This is a genomic window from Pseudoalteromonas sp. DY56-GL79 (assembly GCF_041414765.1).
GTDB classification, from domain to species: Bacteria; Pseudomonadota; Gammaproteobacteria; order Enterobacterales; family Alteromonadaceae; genus Pseudoalteromonas; species Pseudoalteromonas piscicida.
On sequence record NZ_JANHZS010000006.1, the window covers coordinates 123,203 to 140,249 of the forward strand.

The 17,047-nt window shown below is 43.6% G+C and carries 10 protein-coding genes and 1 pseudogene; 4 read left to right on the top strand and 7 right to left on the bottom strand.

The genetic code is table 11. The features are described 5' to 3' along the window. Positions 1 to 31 precede the first annotated feature (31 nt). The 6 genes and pseudogenes from NO992_RS06125 to gorA form a co-directional block, all read right to left on the bottom strand. Positions 32 to 307 (bottom strand): annotated as a pseudogene (locus NO992_RS06125) (integrase core domain-containing protein); the annotation flags it as partial. A gap of 85 nt (positions 308 to 392) precedes the next feature. Continuing rightward, positions 393 to 863 carry a hypothetical protein gene (locus tag NO992_RS06130; RefSeq protein ID WP_371375182.1) on the bottom strand — a complete coding sequence of 157 codons (471 nt, stop codon included), beginning with the start codon at positions 861 to 863 and terminating at the stop codon, positions 393 to 395. Beyond that, positions 860 to 2,917: a hypothetical protein gene (locus NO992_RS06135; RefSeq protein WP_371375185.1), complete on the bottom strand. Its 2,058-nt coding sequence runs from the start codon at positions 2,915 to 2,917 to the stop codon at positions 860 to 862. Before NO992_RS06135 ends, NO992_RS06130 begins: the two co-directional genes overlap by 4 nt. Further along, positions 2,914 to 4,677, bottom strand: coding sequence for a hypothetical protein (locus NO992_RS06140; protein WP_371375188.1), 1,764 nt, complete (start codon positions 4,675 to 4,677; stop codon positions 2,914 to 2,916). Before NO992_RS06140 ends, NO992_RS06135 begins: the two co-directional genes overlap by 4 nt. Next, positions 4,667 to 5,992, bottom strand: coding sequence for a tyrosine-type recombinase/integrase (locus NO992_RS06145; RefSeq protein WP_371375191.1), 1,326 nt, complete (start codon positions 5,990 to 5,992; stop codon positions 4,667 to 4,669). Before NO992_RS06145 ends, NO992_RS06140 begins: the two co-directional genes overlap by 11 nt. Before the next feature lie 98 nt (positions 5,993 to 6,090). Continuing rightward, positions 6,091 to 7,452, bottom strand: coding sequence for a glutathione-disulfide reductase (gorA, locus tag NO992_RS06150; protein WP_308374714.1), 1,362 nt, complete (start codon positions 7,450 to 7,452; stop codon positions 6,091 to 6,093). A 177-nt stretch (positions 7,453 to 7,629) separates the two neighbouring features. On the opposite strand from gorA, the gene prlC reads away from it, so the two are divergent. From prlC to NO992_RS06170, 4 genes are all read left to right on the top strand, one after another. Then, positions 7,630 to 9,669 carry an oligopeptidase A gene (gene prlC / locus NO992_RS06155; RefSeq protein ID WP_371375195.1) on the top strand — a complete coding sequence of 680 codons (2,040 nt, stop codon included), beginning with the start codon at positions 7,630 to 7,632 and terminating at the stop codon, positions 9,667 to 9,669. A 126-nt stretch (positions 9,670 to 9,795) separates the two neighbouring features. Then, the gene (locus NO992_RS06160) at positions 9,796 to 10,947 is read left to right on the top strand and encodes a PleD family two-component system response regulator (protein WP_371375198.1); all 1,152 of its coding nucleotides are present in this window, start codon (positions 9,796 to 9,798) and stop codon (positions 10,945 to 10,947) included. A gap of 74 nt (positions 10,948 to 11,021) precedes the next feature. Then, complete coding sequence (locus NO992_RS06165; RefSeq protein WP_371375202.1) at positions 11,022 to 11,777, top strand: class I SAM-dependent methyltransferase; 756 nt, start codon at positions 11,022 to 11,024, stop codon at positions 11,775 to 11,777. A 162-nt stretch (positions 11,778 to 11,939) separates the two neighbouring features. Continuing rightward, on the top strand, positions 11,940 to 13,862 hold the full coding sequence (locus tag NO992_RS06170; protein WP_371375205.1) for a methyl-accepting chemotaxis protein: 1,923 nt from the start codon (positions 11,940 to 11,942) through the stop codon (positions 13,860 to 13,862). A 658-nt stretch (positions 13,863 to 14,520) separates the two neighbouring features. Here the strand turns inward: NO992_RS06170 and NO992_RS06175 are convergent. Beyond that, positions 14,521 to 16,671 carry a S8 family peptidase gene (locus NO992_RS06175; protein WP_371375209.1) on the bottom strand — a complete coding sequence of 717 codons (2,151 nt, stop codon included), beginning with the start codon at positions 16,669 to 16,671 and terminating at the stop codon, positions 14,521 to 14,523. Positions 16,672 to 17,047: the final 376 nt, after the last annotated feature.

Here is a 17,047-nt window from a genome sequence, read left to right on the forward strand (position 1 = left end):
TTTTTAACCGTAGCTAAAAGTAGAAGTTAAGTTAAGCAGCCATTAACGGTGGCTTCCCTCCGTTAGCTTGATGTGGCCGCTCATGATCGTAAAACTGTAACAACTTTGTGGTGTAGTCTTGAACTTCTTCAAGCGTATCAAATAAACGTTTGCTTACCCAACTGTATCTGGTGGTCTTGTTGTGACGTTCAATATACGCGTTTTGCTGTGGTTTGCCCGGTTGAATATAATCAATCTGGATATCATGCTGTTTCGCCCATTGTGTAAATTCATGGCTGATGAACTCTGGCCTTATAGCACATCCAATTTTGGTAGTTACCTTCTTCTAAAAGTAGCAAAAATAAAACAGTCAGATTCAGTTGCTTTTTACCAACCAAATCTGACTGGTTAAATTAAGATTTTATTGAGTTGATCGAAGTGATCTTGCTCCTTTTAAACTCGACTAACTCTGCTTTTAAGCTTTCGTTTTCAAACTCTAATTCATCAACTCTAGCTAGTGCTTGTACTAACTTATCATTGAGGTGATGCTGCGCTGCGGCAAACAAAGCTAGCTGCTCTTTGGCTGTCCCATATTTCTCTTTATAGTTTTCCTTTATCCGCTTTTGCTCTCTAAGTTTCGTGCGTACAGCATCAACCTCAGGCAGCAAAATTTCACCTTTTGAAGAAGCAATATCACTTTTAACTTGTTTTACCTTTTGAACGAATTCAGGGTAGTAGTAGCCGCTACCGTTACCTAAGTTAGCTTCTTCTTCAATCGCTCTCACACTCAGTTTTCGAGTTGTAGGAATGCGTTTAGGATTGCCTGAGAGTATGCGTTCCAGCGCAGCTTCTAGTGCGACTAGGGTATTTTCACTTTTGCTCATGTGTTTTTTATCCTTAGGTCTGGTTCAAATGGCTCGAATGGCATATTGAAGTCGCTCATTACACTCTCAGCAGCCCTTATTTGTGTGATGAAATGGCTTTTCTCTGTGACTGAAATATCTTCTACTGATTTTAGGTAGTTTAATAGGCTGACATGCTTTCTCTGCCACCACTGGGCTTGCTCCTCGTCTATGATGCTGCCTTGGCTTGAGCAATCGACACAGAATTGTGGCATTACAATGCCATCCATATCGCAGTTATAGCCATTTTTACAATAGCTATGCGCAGTTCCATGCAAAGTCAAAAGCCCTTTTTTAACGGCCTCATAGATTGTTTCCCACGAGCTGTAAATATGGGGTATATCGTCGCGCATTTTAACAATTGCTTTACCAAAGGAGCCAGATAAAGACTCATCAGAATGCCATTGCTGAAATATCTTGTTCGCTACCATTTCGTTGCTTGCTGCATCAAGCGCCTGTTGCACTTTCTTATCTACAGAAAGATCTAAAAGTGAAGCAAGTTGGCCACCGTTGGTATACCACTCAGTCATCGCAAGACGTAGGTGTTTGAATTGCTGTTTTATGGCGACCTTCGTTCCAAGTCGATGCTTAATTGTGTAATAGGCGAGCGAACGTCTAAATTGGTGCGTTGATAGGGGCCACGGCTGACCAATAATTACGCTGGTTTTTATTTTGTCCATGGAATTGGGGTTAGACTGAATACACTCTCTGTAATCTTCGTCAGTGACAACGAACTCAAAATGTTTGCAAAAACGTTTTAGTCTTTCGGGCCAAGTGGTAATGAGGCATGGTTTCTTTGACCGTAAAATCTGATTACACCATAAAGTATTTTGGTAATCTGGATGCGGATAATCAATTTGATCTCGCCAGATTTTGGTTAACTCACTAGCAAGTTGAATCGCAACTTTTGCAGCAGGAGCTGTAATCCAAGTCTCTTTTTTCTCACCAAGTTTAAATGTGCCGGATTGAAGAAAGTGAAAATCACGCTCGTTAAAAGAATCTTTGTAGTAGCTATTAGTGGTTAACTTCTCTAGTTCAGAGTCACGCATCCCAGAAAATGCTCCACATACGATATAAGACGCCGTAATTAACTGCCCATAATACCGCTGAAAGTCATGCCCATTCCTAATTTTTACATCTGGAATTAAATTTGTGAGCGGTGAAATAATTGAGCTTACCTCTCGCGGGAGGTAGTCCGCTATGGCCGTTATATATTTACGTTGGTCTACAACCTCTCCTTTACGATTTACACAGGTTAACTTGGCCCCATTTTGAATTTTTGTATCTAGAATCTTTTTAGCTGCATCGTAGTTTTTCTGCAGCTGGAATTCTGTGCTTGCTATCAGCTCTTTATGCATGATGGCATCTTCTACTAACTTTATAGCTTTACCATAAATCGCATCGGCTAGACGTTCAGGTATCACAAGAGTTTGCTGAAGCGTTCTCCCACTCATATTCTTGGCTAGCGATACTGCTGCTAGCTTTTTAGCAAAGCCAAATGAAGTCCCTAGCCAAGGTTCTAATTCAGTTGCTTTGTTAATGGCTACAAATATAAGTTCTAGACTTCTTTGGCTGTAATTCTGCCTTACCAGATCTAACTTAAAGTCCTCAAAATGAGCTGTATTTGCCAGGTATGAAAGAGATTTTGCGTTTGCCTCTTTTAAGAAACGATAAGCAGCTTTAATTTTATAAAGCCTTTGTTCTACGGTGGAAAATTTTGCTGCTATGCCGATTACACTTTTGTTATAAAGCCAGCCAAATACGAGAGTCTTTAACTCTAGCTGGAGTTCCGGGGTATCCTTCCATTCTGTAAAATTTAAGTAACGTTTAGCTTTACTCTTAGAATATGGAAGCAAGTCCCACACGTCTTGTTCAAAACGCGCAGTAACTTTCCCGTTTAAATCTTCACAAACGACTACATGGTTTAAAGTTTCCCAGTCTTGCTTATCTATTAGGTCAATAATGTCGATATGGTCGATATGGTCGATTTTATTACCATTTTCAGATGTTGAGAAAAGCATGTTAAGTTTATTCATTTTGGTATAGCTCCAAGCTCTAAATCTGATGGAGTGTTAGATAGCAGGCTTAAGATACTGCTAGGGTCATCCCACATAGGGTGGGGTCCATCCATATCTAGCTTCTGCTCAGCTTGCTTTAAAATATCTTTCTTAACCTTTGGTAATATTTTCGCGGAAATAAATTCCAAAACAGGTTCAAAATTGTTTCTGAAATGCTGATTATTCAAGTGTAAATACTGCGATTCCTCTATACAGGCCTTGAATGACAGTAGGCACCAAATGTCACTTACGGACTGCACAATCACCTGCTCAGGGCACCCAAAGCACTTAAGTAAATCTGCACACGCAAGTTTTTCTCCCTCTTTGAATAAGCCGTGTTGCCTTATCTTTCTATTAAATAATTCAGAAGCACCGCCAAAAGGGTTAGCACAACTTATACCGTTGGGGGTCCTTGATAGATTTGGAAGGCTAATCTTCTGTTCTTGCTCAATGGCCAAAACTTCGATACCTAGATTTAGTTGAGCCGTTTTTGCATCCTGTCTGTGTTGCGCTTGATGTTGGCGAATAGAAGCAACATCCTGCATCATCGCGTTATTGCTGAATTTGTTGCCTGTTGAATAATGTCTTCTGCGAGTTTGAGGGGTGTTATCTAGAGTGATATCGCGTGCTAATTCACCTTGATAAGCTTGTGTTGTAATTGAACCTGTTTCTCTAAATCGACTTACAATAGGTCTCAGGCGCCGCCCTGTTTGATCTACAAAGTTAAAGTGAACTTGTAACCAACGACGGTTGAAGTCTTCTAATGTTGTATTTGTAACGGGTCGCAATTTTTTATATGCAACGGTTTGAAATAACGGAGCATCTTTGGAGCTATCTATTGTCCTAGATACTTCAAGCAACCTATCAAAAAAAGCTAAACAATACTTAGGAACATCAAGATAATCATGCTCACCGATTTCGACGTGAATCATTTTAAAGCTGCGTCGCTTGAAAGCCGGCATGGTGTACCACTTTTCACCAAATGAAGTTGATGCTTGGGTTGGTCGTCGTAACTGCAGTAGAGTACCAGTATTGGAATACGTATAATAACTCATTAAAAAAGTAGCAGCGCACATCATCTTAGAGATTCCCGCACTCAGTTGATAAACTTTTCCTTTCCACTCGAAACTCATAGTGGGGACAGTATTATGGCCTCGCAAATGGGCATCAGGATCAAGTAAGAATTGCTCTGAAGTTTGATTGAAAAGTTGTCGTAAAAAAGGCAATAACTGATTTAGGTCACTCCTGGTATAAGCTTCAAAGGGTGACAATTGATCTTTCCCAGCTGTTGGTATTCCTAAAAACCATTTTATAGGTAACTCTAGGTGATCCCTAAAAACGACAAACAAGTTAGATCTTTTGCGCGTATACGTAGTGTTCTTTATTTTGCCTCGCATTACATCTTTGAGAAGCGCTGAGAAATGCCCCTCTATTGATTCTTGTGTGAAGGCTTCAACGTGGTGCTCATCACACCATTTCAGGTAATTTGTTAGGCTGTAAAATAGGTGATAAAGAGTTACTTCTGATGCCCCTTCGTTCAGCTCGCTTTTATACCTATCTTTCAACGCATAAATATATTTATCACGGTTTGCTCTTTTAAAATCGTGACCGCTCTGTATGAGTTTGGCGGGTGGTATTCCGATATAAAAAAGTCTATTGAAATCGCAAAAGCGAACGTGATTCGCGACCATCTTTATACACAGTTCAGGATCCCACTTTAGTGCCTCTCTATAGCTCATCGTCATTTCCCAGTGCTTCGTGCATGATGGTGTCTAAAATTCCGAATTTGGCTTTAAAGACGTCTCGCCGTTTCAAGAATTTCAAGTACTTCCAAGTGGTATTTTCGCTATTATGGCCCATCCAACTCATCAACAGCTCTAAAGATTCAGTGGTTCCTAGTCCAGCCTCTAATAAATCATTTAGTCTGTAAGTTCCGTAAGTCGCTCTCAGGTCATGAAACTTGTGTGTAAAAGAGGTGTCATGCCTTTGCATGCTAGCGCGTAATTCAAGCCATCTAGAGCTGATAGTTTCTCGAGTAACTGGGTTGCCTTGCTGGCTTATGAATAATGGTTCATGGCGCTCACAATGTTTGAGCGAATCTATGAATTGATGTGTGCCAGATATTTCCATATCTGAGATCTGCTTTAACTTACGATAGAGCTTATTCGCCCGACGGAGTCGCCGTTCTGATATCTGATACTCTTGTAAGGCTTTGAGTAGTTCTATGGAAATTTCAACGGTTCGTCTTTTTCCAAGTTTGGTTTTCACGCCATTAGATTGTGGACATAGTGTAACTTCAAACCTATGGCAGCTTTCTGCAACTGGGTAGGCCGTCTTTAGTGCTCCTAAGCTGAAACTGGCTACTTCTTCAATTCTCATTCCGGTATCTAATGAGAGAAGCACTTGTAGTTTTAGTTCAACAGGGGTTTTAAACAGAAATAAGGTTAGTGTTTCTATCGAACTTTGACTTAGTGGTGATAACGGCCTGATGTTTTGTGAGCCACTCTGTTTGGGAACTTTTATCCGAAGGTCACTGGTTTCTACTGTAAATTTTGGCCTCAAATGTGCGAGCATACTTTGATTCTGTACTTGGACAAATTCAATTTTAAAAGGTGCTTCCTGCTCACTGTTAACTACCAAATAGCGTTCATGTATTGTCCACAGGTAAAAACTCTTAACTTGATTGATATACGCATTGGCTGTGCTGTGCGCGAGCTCCCCAGATTTCACTGCTGAAAGTAGATAGGAGCGAAAAAGGTAGGTAGGTTTTAGTCTTTTAATAGGAGGGAAGTGATCCCAGTCAAGCTTCTCTTCTTCTAGAAATTGATAATACTTGAGAAGCGCTCGGCTACAAGGACTGAGATCTTTAGCTTTTTTGACTGTCTTCAAATAGAAAAGGTAGCTGTTTGGCTCAATTAAAAATTGGCCACTTCTTGAAAAAAAGGTAGGCAGAGACCCGATGTTGTGATCAATGGGTATGCAGTGGTAATACCCTTCGTCAAAATTTAATTTTGTATTTCTAAATACATTACTTGAGTTTATTAACTGAACCATTTATTTACCTAAAAAGTTGAACCATCTAAGCCGGTTCGACTTAGATGGTAAATGTTAACTTTCCAGATTTATAAACGTGTGACAGTATGTTTTCTACATTAACCCGTCATAGTAACAAATTCCTCGGAACCAGTTGGGTGTATTGCGACTACCGAGTCAAAGTCTGCTTTGGTTGCGCCCATCTTCATAGCGACGGCGAAACCTTGGATCATCTCATCTACTGCAAAGCCGATGCCGTGTAGGCCCACTACGGTTTCTTCTGGGCCTGCGCATACAAGTTTCATGCGACACGGTTGGCGGTGCTGAGTGACTGCGGTGTACATTGCAGCAAAGGTAGAGGTATAGACCTTGATGTTGTCTTTACCGTACTTTTCTTCTGCTTCCGGCTCTGTTAGACCAATGGTGCCAATCGGTGGGTGGCTAAAGACGACAGTAGGGACTAAGTCGTAATCCATTTTTGCGTTTGGCAATTCCGGATTGAATAAGCGTTCGGCTAGCATTCGACCTGCTTTCACGGCAACAGGAGTCAGCTCTATGCCACCATCCATAATATCACCGAGCGCGTAGATACCTTTGGCTGTGGTGTTTTGCCATTCGTCGACTTTAATATGGCCGCTAGGTGTGGTTTCTACATCTGTCGCAGCGAGGTTGATAAGATCTGTCATTGGTTCACGGCCAATTGCCCAGATCAGTTTGTCTACGGTGTAAGACTCACCATTTTCAAGATGTAAGGTGACTGAGCCATCCTCTTCTTTGGTCACTGACTGTGGTACTGCGTGAGTGTGTAGCGTTGGACCTTCTTTTTCCATTACCTCAGTTAAGGTTTCAACCAAGATAGGATCAAAATTACGAAGTGGAGCATGCTTACGAACAAATAGATGGGTTTCTGTGCCCAAGCTGTGCAATACGCCCGCAAGCTCTACCGCGATATAACCCGCGCCCACAACCGCTACGCGGCGAGGTTGCTCTTTAAGCTCAAAGAAACCGTTTGAATCGATACCGTGCTCAGCGCCTGGAATATTAGGGATCGTTGGGCGGCCACCTACGGTAATATTGATATGATCGGCAGTGTAGTGCTCACCATTGACTTCAATGGTGTTGTTATCAACAAACTTAGCAAAGCCATTGATCACGGTGACGCCATTTTTTGCTAGGTAGCCGTTGTAACCTTGGTGAATACGGCCAATGTAGGCTTCGCGACTTTCTACCAGCTTACCCCAATCGAAGTTCTTTAGCTCAACATCAAAACCATAATCTGGTGCGTATAGTTTAATGGCTTCAGCAACTTGAGCGCCGTGCCACATCGCTTTTTTTGGCACGCAGCCCACGTTTACACAAGTACCGCCTAAGTGCTTTGCTTCTATTAATGCCACTTTGGCACCTCGCATCGCCGCTCGGTTTGCAGATGCGATCCCGCCACTACCGCCACCGATTGCGATATAGTCAAAATGTTGAGCCATAAAAATTCCTCGCCAATTATTTGTTTTGCTTAAACCCTACTACTTTATATTAAGTAAATAGCAAAAGTGCACAACCGAAGACCGATATTAAGCAAAAATCTGTTCAGATACTTGTAAATGCGGTCATTCACCCTTATTTCAACCTCAATATTAGATTAGAAAATAAAGAGCGTGCCCATGAGTAACCCATTAATCGGGCTAGAAGGATTACCTCCTTTTTCGAAAATTAAGCCTGAACATATTGTTGAAGCATTAAAATCTGCCATCGCGCACTGTCGTGAAACTATCGACACTGTTTTAGCGCAGTCGAATTATACTTGGGACAACTTTGTACTGCCGCTAGAAGAAGCGGACGATAAATTTAGCCGCATGTGGTCGCCGGTATCGCATATGCACTCAGTGGTCAATTCAGACGCGCTGCGTAAAGCATATGATGAGTGTTTGCCATTAATCTCCGAATATTCGACTTATTGTGGCCAACATCAAGGGTTATATGAAGCCTATAAAGCAGTAAAAGAGTCAGCTGAGTTTGGTAACTTAACGATTGCTCAGCAAACGTCGGTGGATAATGCACTGCGTGATTTTCAACTTTCTGGCATTGCGCTGGAGGCTGCGAAGCAAAAGCGCTATGGCGAAATTGTGGCACGACTGTCGGAGCTGGCATCAAAGTTTGGCAACAACGTAATGGATGCCACTCAGGCATGGCAAAAGCATATTACTGATGAGTCTGATTTAACTGGGCTACCTGAATCAGCCTTAGCACTCGCCGCCCATACTGCCGAATCCAAAGGATTAGAGGGCTGGGTATTTACGCTAGATATTCCTTCTTACCTTCCTGTGATGACTTACGCAGATAGCCAAACGCTCCGTGAAGAAGCTTATCGTGCGTTTGTAACACGCGCCTCGGATCAAGGGCCTAATGCTGGCGAGTTTGATAACTCAGCGATTATGCATGAAGCGCTTACGCTTAGACACGAACTGGCTCAGTTACTTGGCTTTTCTAGTTTTGCAGAAAAATCACTGGCAACCAAAATGGCTGAGACACCAGAGCAAGTATTTAAGTTTTTGAATGACCTTGCCGCTAAGTCAAAGCCACAAGCCGAGCAAGAAGTGGCTGAACTACGTGACTTTGCGAATAAAGAACACGGTGTAAGTGAGCTAAAACCTTGGGATTATGCATATTATGGCGAAAAGTTAAAACAAGCTAAGTATGCGATTTCTGACGAGGCACTGCGCCCTTACTTCCCTGAGCATAAGGTACTTGCCGGTTTATTTGAAACCGTAAATCGCCTGTTCGGGATCCGTGTGAGTGAAGTCAAAGACGTTGATACTTATCATCCAGACGTACGCTTTTTTGCTATTCACGATGATAAAGGTGAGTTGCGTGGTCATTTCTATCTCGACCTATATGCCCGTGAACATAAGCGTGGTGGTGCTTGGATGGATGACTGCATGGGCCGAAAAGTACGCGCAAATGGTGAGTTGCAGACTCCTGTCGCTTATTTAGTGTGTAACTTCAATAAAGCCGTTGGCAATAAACCTGCGCTATTTACCCATAATGAAGTAACCACCTTATTCCATGAGTTTGGTCACGGTATTCATCACATGCTAACGCAAGTGGATGCAGCGCCAGTTGCTGGTATTAATGGTGTGGCATGGGATGCGGTTGAGCTGCCAAGTCAGTTTTTAGAGAACTGGTGCTATGAAGAAGAAGCGTTGAACTTCATTTCAGGGCACTATGAAACGGGTGAGCCGCTACCAAAAGAAATGTTAGACAAATTACTCGCGGCAAAGAACTTCCAATCAGCCATGCAAATGCTACGTCAGTTGGAGTTTTCGTTGTTTGATTTTCATATTCACGCAGACTTTGAGCCAAATACGGATTGCCAAATTCAAGCAACGCTCAATGCGGTGCGTGAGCGTACTGCGGTTGTTAAAGCGCCTGAGTTTAATCGCTTCCAGCATAGCTTTAGCCATATTTTTGCTGGTGGTTATAGCGCGGGCTACTACTCTTATAAGTGGGCAGAAGTGCTGTCTGCGGATGCGTTTTCTAAGTTTGAAGAAGAAGGGATATTTAACCCGCAAACTGGGCGTGAATTTATGCATCACATTCTTGAAAAGGGGGGATCAGAAGCGCCGATGATACTGTTTACTCGCTTCCGTGGTCGAGAGCCAAAAGTAGATGCGTTGCTGCGCCACAGCGGGATCGCCGCCTAGTTATATTTCCACTCCAAGCGCCTTCTTCTGAAGGCGTTTTTTTTGTCTTAGAAAGTGTGACTTTTTGTTAGCAAATTCAATATCTCTGACTATTCTATAAAGATATGAATTAATAGGGAAAGCCACATGACGAAACTGGTTCTTGCCATTGATGATGACAAACTCGTCCATCACATTGTTGATGAGGCGCTATCGCGTACGTGCAAAATATTACATGCGAAAAATGGCGAGGAAGGCTTACGGTTGGCTAAAAAATACCGTCCGGATATTATTTTGCTTGATGTCGAGATGCCTGGACTGTCGGGCTTTGAGGTATGTGAGCAACTCAAAAAACTAGAGGACACCACTGAGATCCCAGTTATGTTTTTGTCTTCTCGTGCCGATATTTCAGAGCGAATGCGGGGCTACAACGCCGGCGCTGCCGACTACATAGTCAAACCCTTTAACGCCGAAGAGTTGTTAGCGCGTATTAATGTTCTTGATGACTACAGAAAAACCTCGTCGCAGCTCAAACAAGACGTACAGCGCGCCCAAACCACAGCCGAAATAGCCATGACCGACTCTGGTGATATGGGTCGTATAATGCGCTACGTTGGGCAGTCGTATCACGCGCATGACCTCAATACTTTGAGCGCTCATTTTTTAGAATTTTTTATGCCGATGGAGCTCGATGTTGCGGTGGCTTTTTGGTACCACCAAGACGCGATGTTTTACTCCAGTGAAGGTGCTATTCAACCGATAGAACAAGAGCTATTTGAGAAACACAAAGATGGCAGTCGCTTTGTTGATTTTGGTCGCAGAACTATCATTAACTATCCTAAAGTCTCTTTACTGATTAAAAACATGCCAGTGGACGATGTTGCGGTTTATGGTCGCTATAAAGATTTGTTTCCGCACATACTGGAAGCCACTGATGCCAAAATCAGAGACATGGAAGTCAGTGAAGATGCGCTCAATAAAGTGGAACATATCGGGCAGGTATTTGCTGAGCTGAGCGATCATTTAAGCGGCGTTGGCGATCATTACAGTGGCAAAGTTGCTGAGTTTCAGACGGTGCTGGAAAGCGACAAGCTTGCAGTCTTAGAGCCAAGTGAAAGAGAACGGTTGCAAGAACTCTATGAGCACTTCACTTATTTAAGCGATGAGCTAACCATAATTAAATATAAGTTAGGAGAAGTGACTGAGGTACGCCAGCAGCTTATAGAGAGTTTAAACAAAATAGCGAAACCTTGGGGTGAGAATGAAGTGGCGTCGCAGGCTGATATTGAACTGTTTTAAGCCACTGGATAATCAAAGACACTAGAAAGGGAAAGGGGTATACTGCCACGGTTGGTAACCCTTGGGAGCTTAGCTTGTATATTCACACCCCTTTTGAAGAAAACAGATCCTACCTAGATACGCTAACTAAGCTGTTTAATTTATCCACCCTCACTATTAACGAGGCGGAGTTTCAATTGGTCTATGATGAACTAGGCTTACAGTTATTCAAAAAAGATGAACCAAAGCTCGGCGCTATTCGTGTTGATTTTGTGACTGGCGCAGTTGCTCATCGACGCAAATTTGGTGGTGGCAAAGGACAAGCAATTGCAAAAGCGGTGGGCTTAAATAAAGGTGCTGTGCCTACAGTATTGGATGCAACTGCGGGACTTGGACGCGATGCCTTTGTGCTTGCGTCTATGGGTTGCAAAGTAGTGTTACACGAGCGTAACCCGATAGTCGCAGCGCTGCTATATGACGGCTTGCAACGCGCCTATCAAGATGCTGAAATTGGCGAATGGGTGCGGTCAACTATGCGGCTGGAGTTTGGCTCCAGCCATGACTTGCTAGAGCAAGCGGGTTGGCGTCCGGATGTAGTATATCTTGATCCTATGTTTCCGCATCGTGAAAAGTCAGCGCAAGTGAAGAAAGAAATGCGAGTATTTCAAGACTTAGTTGGCAATGACTTAGATGCGGACGCACTTTTGCCTTTTGCTTTGCAGTTAGCCACTAAAAGAGTTGTGGTAAAACGTCCAGACTACGCTGGCTTCTTAAATGATAAAACGCCAAGCATGCAAATAAAAACCAAGAAAAACCGCTTTGACGTTTATGTTAATGCCGCGATGAAATAGCACACCACTACCTGATTTAATTTTGTTCAGTAGATATCTAGATGGATATACGTAAAAAGTATGGTTTTGCACAATTGTACAGGAAAGGTAACCAGATTTAATTAAGTTGTCATAAATCCTTAATACTCTTGCGAAGCATTTTGATAAAGGGGTTGTGATTCTATGCGCGTGTCTACTTTTACTCGGTTATTGGCAATATTACTGACGACAGCGAGTATTCTACTTGGGGCGAGTCTGTTTTGGGCAAGCCAAGTGTTAACTGAGCTTGATGTGCAAGACGCCGCATACAATCAAGTTAAAAATGCGGTGATCATCGAGCTTGAGGGTACAGTAGAAGATTACTTGAGTGCGGGCGATAGCCAGTATTTAAGTAAGGCTGATGAACAAATCAAAGCATTACAGCAAAGTGTAGAGCAGTTGCCACCAGCGCTTGCTGAGCAACTTAAAACTAAACTCACACAACTACAACAGGATATTGCAGGTAAATATCGAGCACTCGGCAAGCTCTCAGGTAATGAACTTGCGCTGTTGGATAATGCGCTCAGACAAATGTCAGGTTCAGCATCGAGTCTCGTTAAGTACGCAATTAAAGCACAAGATAGTGCCGCCAAAGAATCCTATTTTAATCTCGCTTCAGATTATTTTAGCGAAGTCTCGAATTTGAGCTTATATACCTACCAATTAGTCATGGCTTACGAACAGCAGACCGAGCAGAGTTTGATGTCGAGTTTAAGCCGTTTGCAGGATATTGCCGCGCGAATAGACCGACTCGAAAACTTAGGGGTAATGAGTGAGGTAGACGAAGACGAGCTATTTTTAGGTGCACAAGCGGAAGACTTAGCGCTAGAAATAAAAGCGGAGCTTGTGAGCTGGCCTAAACGTTATGCCCGCGACTTAGAAAATACCTTACAGCAGTCCAAACAACGCCAAGCAGGCATGCTGGCACTGCGAGGTGACATTAAAGCAATCTCCGAGAATATCCTACAAGCAGAAACCAACTTAAAAACTGAGCAGGCTGACGTAAAAACCAATGTATTTATGCTGTTTGGTGTGGCAATTGGGTTACTTGTACTGCTTGCGGGTGGTGTGTATTTTGTGCAGTTCAATCAAGTATTAACTCCGCTGAGACAACTACGCGATGGCTTTGCTCAGCTAATCGAAAGTAATGAGCTACGCAATATTGAAAGTAAAAACCAAGACACTGAAATTGGTGAAATTGCGAGTTACTTTAATCAGTTAATCGATAGGCAGCGAGCGGAAGCGGACGAACGCTCAGAAATGCTGAGTGTGATAAATACCTTTATGGAAGAGATGAACACTAACTTGGCGCAGATCTCTGCACAAGCTGGAAACACGTTTGAGCAGGTGGAGCAAAACCAAGCACAGCTTGACTCGCTTAAAGCGCTTGGGGCAGATGCCAATCAAATCAACGCACAAGTTGCCGACAATGCCAATAACACCTTTGAAGCAATGACACAAAGTGTGTCCTATGCGGATGCTATGTTGAGCGCTTCATCTACCACGCAAAAGCGGGTAGAGCAGGGATTAGAGAGCTTAAATGAATTACTTAATGGTGTTTCAGATGTGAGTAAAGTGATTGACATGATCAGCTCCATCGCAGAACAAACAAATCTACTCGCGCTTAATGCGGCGATTGAGTCGGCGCGTGCAGGTGAGCATGGCCGCGGGTTTGCGGTCGTTGCGGATGAAGTACGAAAGCTTGCACAGCAAACACAAGCCTCACTGACTGATATTCACCAGCAATTAAATGTTTTGAGTGATAATTCAAACAAAGTATCGACACAAATCTCGGCTTTGGCAGATGAGGCACAGCAGCAAACTGGCCATGCACAAGAGTTGAAACGCAACTCAGAAGGTGTGGCAGAGAGTGCACAGAGCGCCAACCAAGTTGCCGCCCATGCAATGGATCTTGCCAATCAGCAATCAGATCTCTTAGATACCTTTGGCCACGCCATGGATAGCATGAAAGGCCAGGTTAATAGCTCACATGAGCAAGTTCAGCAAATTCAACAAAGCCTTAAAGAGAAAATGCGGGAGATCAGGGGCACTTTAGGTTTACAGTAATCAGGATTGTGCCGTAGGTCGAGATTTATCTCGACAGCATAAGCTGAAACGTCGGAGCCGCTTTACGCGGCGAGCAGTTAAAAGCTCGCGAGGTAAACTCACACCCACCATCGAGTGCCGTAGGTCCAGATTTATCTCGACAGTATAAGCTGAAACATCGGAGCCGCTTCACGCGGCGAGCAGTTAAAAGCTAGCGAGGTAAACTCGTTCCCACAAGCGCGTCTTGTAGGTCGAGATTTATCTCGACAGCATAAGCTGAAACGTCGGAGTCGCTTTACGCGGCGAGCAGTTAAAAGCTAGCGAGGTAAACTCGTTCCCACCAGCGCGTCTTGTAGGTCGAGATTTATCTCGACAGCATAAGCTGAAACGTCGGAGTCGCTTTACGCGGCGAGCAGTTAAAAGTTCGCGAGGTAAACTCACACCCAGCATCGAGTGCCGTAGGTTGAGATTTATCTCGACAGCATAAGCCAAAACGCAGGAGCCGCTTTACGCGGCGAGCAGTTAAAAGATCGCGAGGTAAACTCGTTCCCACCAGCGCGTGTTGTAGGTCGAGATTTATCTCGACTACTGCAAGTTGAACTCGAAATAATTAAAAAAGGCCGCAAATGCGGCCTCTCGTTGGGGAAAGAAGACTCAATCTGAGCCTACTAAATTTTGCTTATGGCTTGTACTGCGCGTCTAAGGTTAGACCCGAGAACGTACGGTAAGCATTAACGCTTAGGTGCCATGTACCCGCTTGTGGATTAGTGATTACACAAGTCTCGGTATTACCATTTTCGTATGGACGACAGTCATAGCTGCTTGTTGTAGGTTGAGAGCCAAACTTAACGAATAAGTCAGCGTCACCTGAGCCACCAAATGTTTTCACGGTGAAGTCGCTCATACCCTCTGGTACTTCGATTGTGTAATGAACCCACTGGCCGCTTGAAGCTGAAATATCTTCAATTGTACCGCCACCTGCTTGTGGACCACCTGTGCTAGAGCCCGAAGTTGCCGCAACTAAACTTACGCCTGAATAAGCTTTATAGCCGTTAATCATTACATGGTATGTACCAGCTTGAGGTGCGTCAAAGCTACAAACTTCGGCATTACCGCCTTCATATGGGCGACAGTCATAGCTGCCTGAAGTTGGTTGACTGCCAAGTTTTACATAAAGGTCAGCATCACCTGTTCCACCGCTCATGGTGAAGGTCACATTGGTTTTTCCAGCAGGTACGTCAAAAGTGAAAAATTGATTGCTGCCAGCCGCGCCGCTTAGACCCGTTTTTGCAACGCCATCTTCAAGAGTATTACCTGTAGGTGGTGTGACAACATCGCCTAAAGCTTCATTTACCGCAGCGGCTGCATCAACAACACCCGTACCACAGTTTGAACAGCTACCAGCGAAGCTACGTGTAGTGTTTTTCAAGATAGTTTCTACTTCGTCAGGCGTAGCAGATGGTTTAGCTTGCTTGATTAGCGCAGCAACACCCGCAACGTGAGGTGCCGCCATCGACGTACCTTGTGAGTAATGGTAGCTATCATTTGAAGGTGCACCAGAGCCTGAGTTATGCGTAGACAAGATACCTTCTGGATCATCAGCAAAACTTTGCGCGCCACCCGGAGCGGCAACGTCGATGTTTGCACCATAGTTTGAGTAGTAAGCACGGCTACCATCACGACCTACAGATGCTACGTTTACTACGCCATTACAGTTACCTGGGTTGTAGTTTGCTGAGTTATCGTTATCGTTACCTGCCGCAATAACAATGACTGTACCGTTGTTACGTGCTTGGTTGATTGCATTTTGTGTGGTTGCGCTACATGCACCGCCGCCACCTAAACTCATGTTGATAACATCAGCAGGGTTAGCATTTGCAGGCACACCAGATACCGAGCCGCCAGATGCCCAAATGATGCCGTCAGCGATATCAGACGTTAAACCACCACATTTACCAAGAACACGTACAGGCACTACTTTAGCGTCGTATGCAACACCAGCTACACCTTCACCATTATTTGTTACCGCAGCAACTGTTCCCGCTACGTGTGTACCATGCCAGCTTGAGTCTTGATCCGCGCGTGGTACAGGTTGACCTGAAGAGTCAGTTCCACATTCACCGCGAGTGACTGCATCACCAGGGTCACGAGCATCGTTGTCACGTGCGCCACCATCGTTAGCAACAAAGGTATTAGAGATCATGTCATAGCCAGGCAGAATGTTGGCATCTAAGTCTAAATGTGGGCGATAACCTGTATCTAGTACCGCAACTACCACACCTTGACCTGTTGCTTTATCCCACGCTGCAGGGGCATTAATACCAGCAGCAGCTTCGTAGTAATGCCATTGATCGTTATAACGAGGATCGTTAGGCGTTGCGAATGGCTTTAGCATTTGGTCAATTTCGATGTATTCAACATTACCAGAAGCCATCACTTCGTTCATGAATGCTTGTGCTTCTTTTGCTGATAGCTTTTTGTCAGCACGCATAACGTGGTGATTGCTAAGAGCCATTGGGCGTACGTACTGAGCGCGAGCACTCGCTTTAGTGCTCTTAAAGCCTTGTACAAAGCTTTCTGCACGTTGTTGCATTTTAGCAGGAGCAAGATCCGTAGCTGAAAGGCCCATCATTTGCGAACCAGCATCTTTGTACTTGATGATGAACTGTGTACCAAGCGTGCCTTGTGATGATAGTTTTTGTGCCGTTGCTGCAAGCGCTGCATCTTGGCCGATTGATTGTGCTGGTGCGGCTGTAACTGCTGTTGCAGTGAATAAAGCGCTCACTGCGACGCTTAGTGCAGCGCGCTTAAAGTTTTTATTGATTGTCATAATGTTTCCCTAGTTTCTAACTTGTTGTTCAGCTGTTAATAAAAAGCTGATGGTCAGTGAAAGTAAACTCCTAGTTAAAAAAAAGAAAGCGCTGTTTTGTTATTTGCACTAATTTTTTAGTTATATGTGGATGGATAAATGGCTATAAAAAATTCTTACTGTATTGTTTTTAATCGATATTTTTCATTTTTGTGAGAGAGAGAATAAATTTCAGTTACATTGTAAATGACTGTAAACAAAATAGTGTTTTTAACTTTGTGAAGCTTTTGTAGCCAATAGAGCGGATACTTTTTTAGTACTAAAGGGTGGATTTATTGGGTTGTTTTAGTTGTATTTTCTTGTTTTTTAAATTTTGAGAAATGATAACGCTGACATA

Bases quoted from the DNA above. Each gene is read 5' to 3' on its own strand.
- NO992_RS06170 (WP_371375205.1), top strand. From the start codon at position 11,940: ATGCGCGTGTCTACTTTTACTCGGTTATTGGCAATATTACTGACGACA.
- NO992_RS06140 (WP_371375188.1), bottom strand. From the start codon at position 4,677: ATGAGCTATAGAGAGGCACTAAAGTGGGATCCTGAACTGTGTATAAAG.
- NO992_RS06160 (WP_371375198.1), top strand. From the start codon at position 9,796: ATGACGAAACTGGTTCTTGCCATTGATGATGACAAACTCGTCCATCAC.
- prlC (WP_371375195.1), top strand. From the start codon at position 7,630: ATGAGTAACCCATTAATCGGGCTAGAAGGATTACCTCCTTTTTCGAAA.
- NO992_RS06135 (WP_371375185.1), bottom strand. From the start codon at position 2,917: ATGAATAAACTTAACATGCTTTTCTCAACATCTGAAAATGGTAATAAA.
- NO992_RS06145 (WP_371375191.1), bottom strand. From the start codon at position 5,992: ATGGTTCAGTTAATAAACTCAAGTAATGTATTTAGAAATACAAAATTA.
- NO992_RS06175 (WP_371375209.1), bottom strand. From the start codon at position 16,671: ATGACAATCAATAAAAACTTTAAGCGCGCTGCACTAAGCGTCGCAGTG.
- gorA (WP_308374714.1), bottom strand. From the start codon at position 7,452: ATGGCTCAACATTTTGACTATATCGCAATCGGTGGCGGTAGTGGCGGG.
- NO992_RS06130 (WP_371375182.1), bottom strand. From the start codon at position 863: ATGAGCAAAAGTGAAAATACCCTAGTCGCACTAGAAGCTGCGCTGGAA.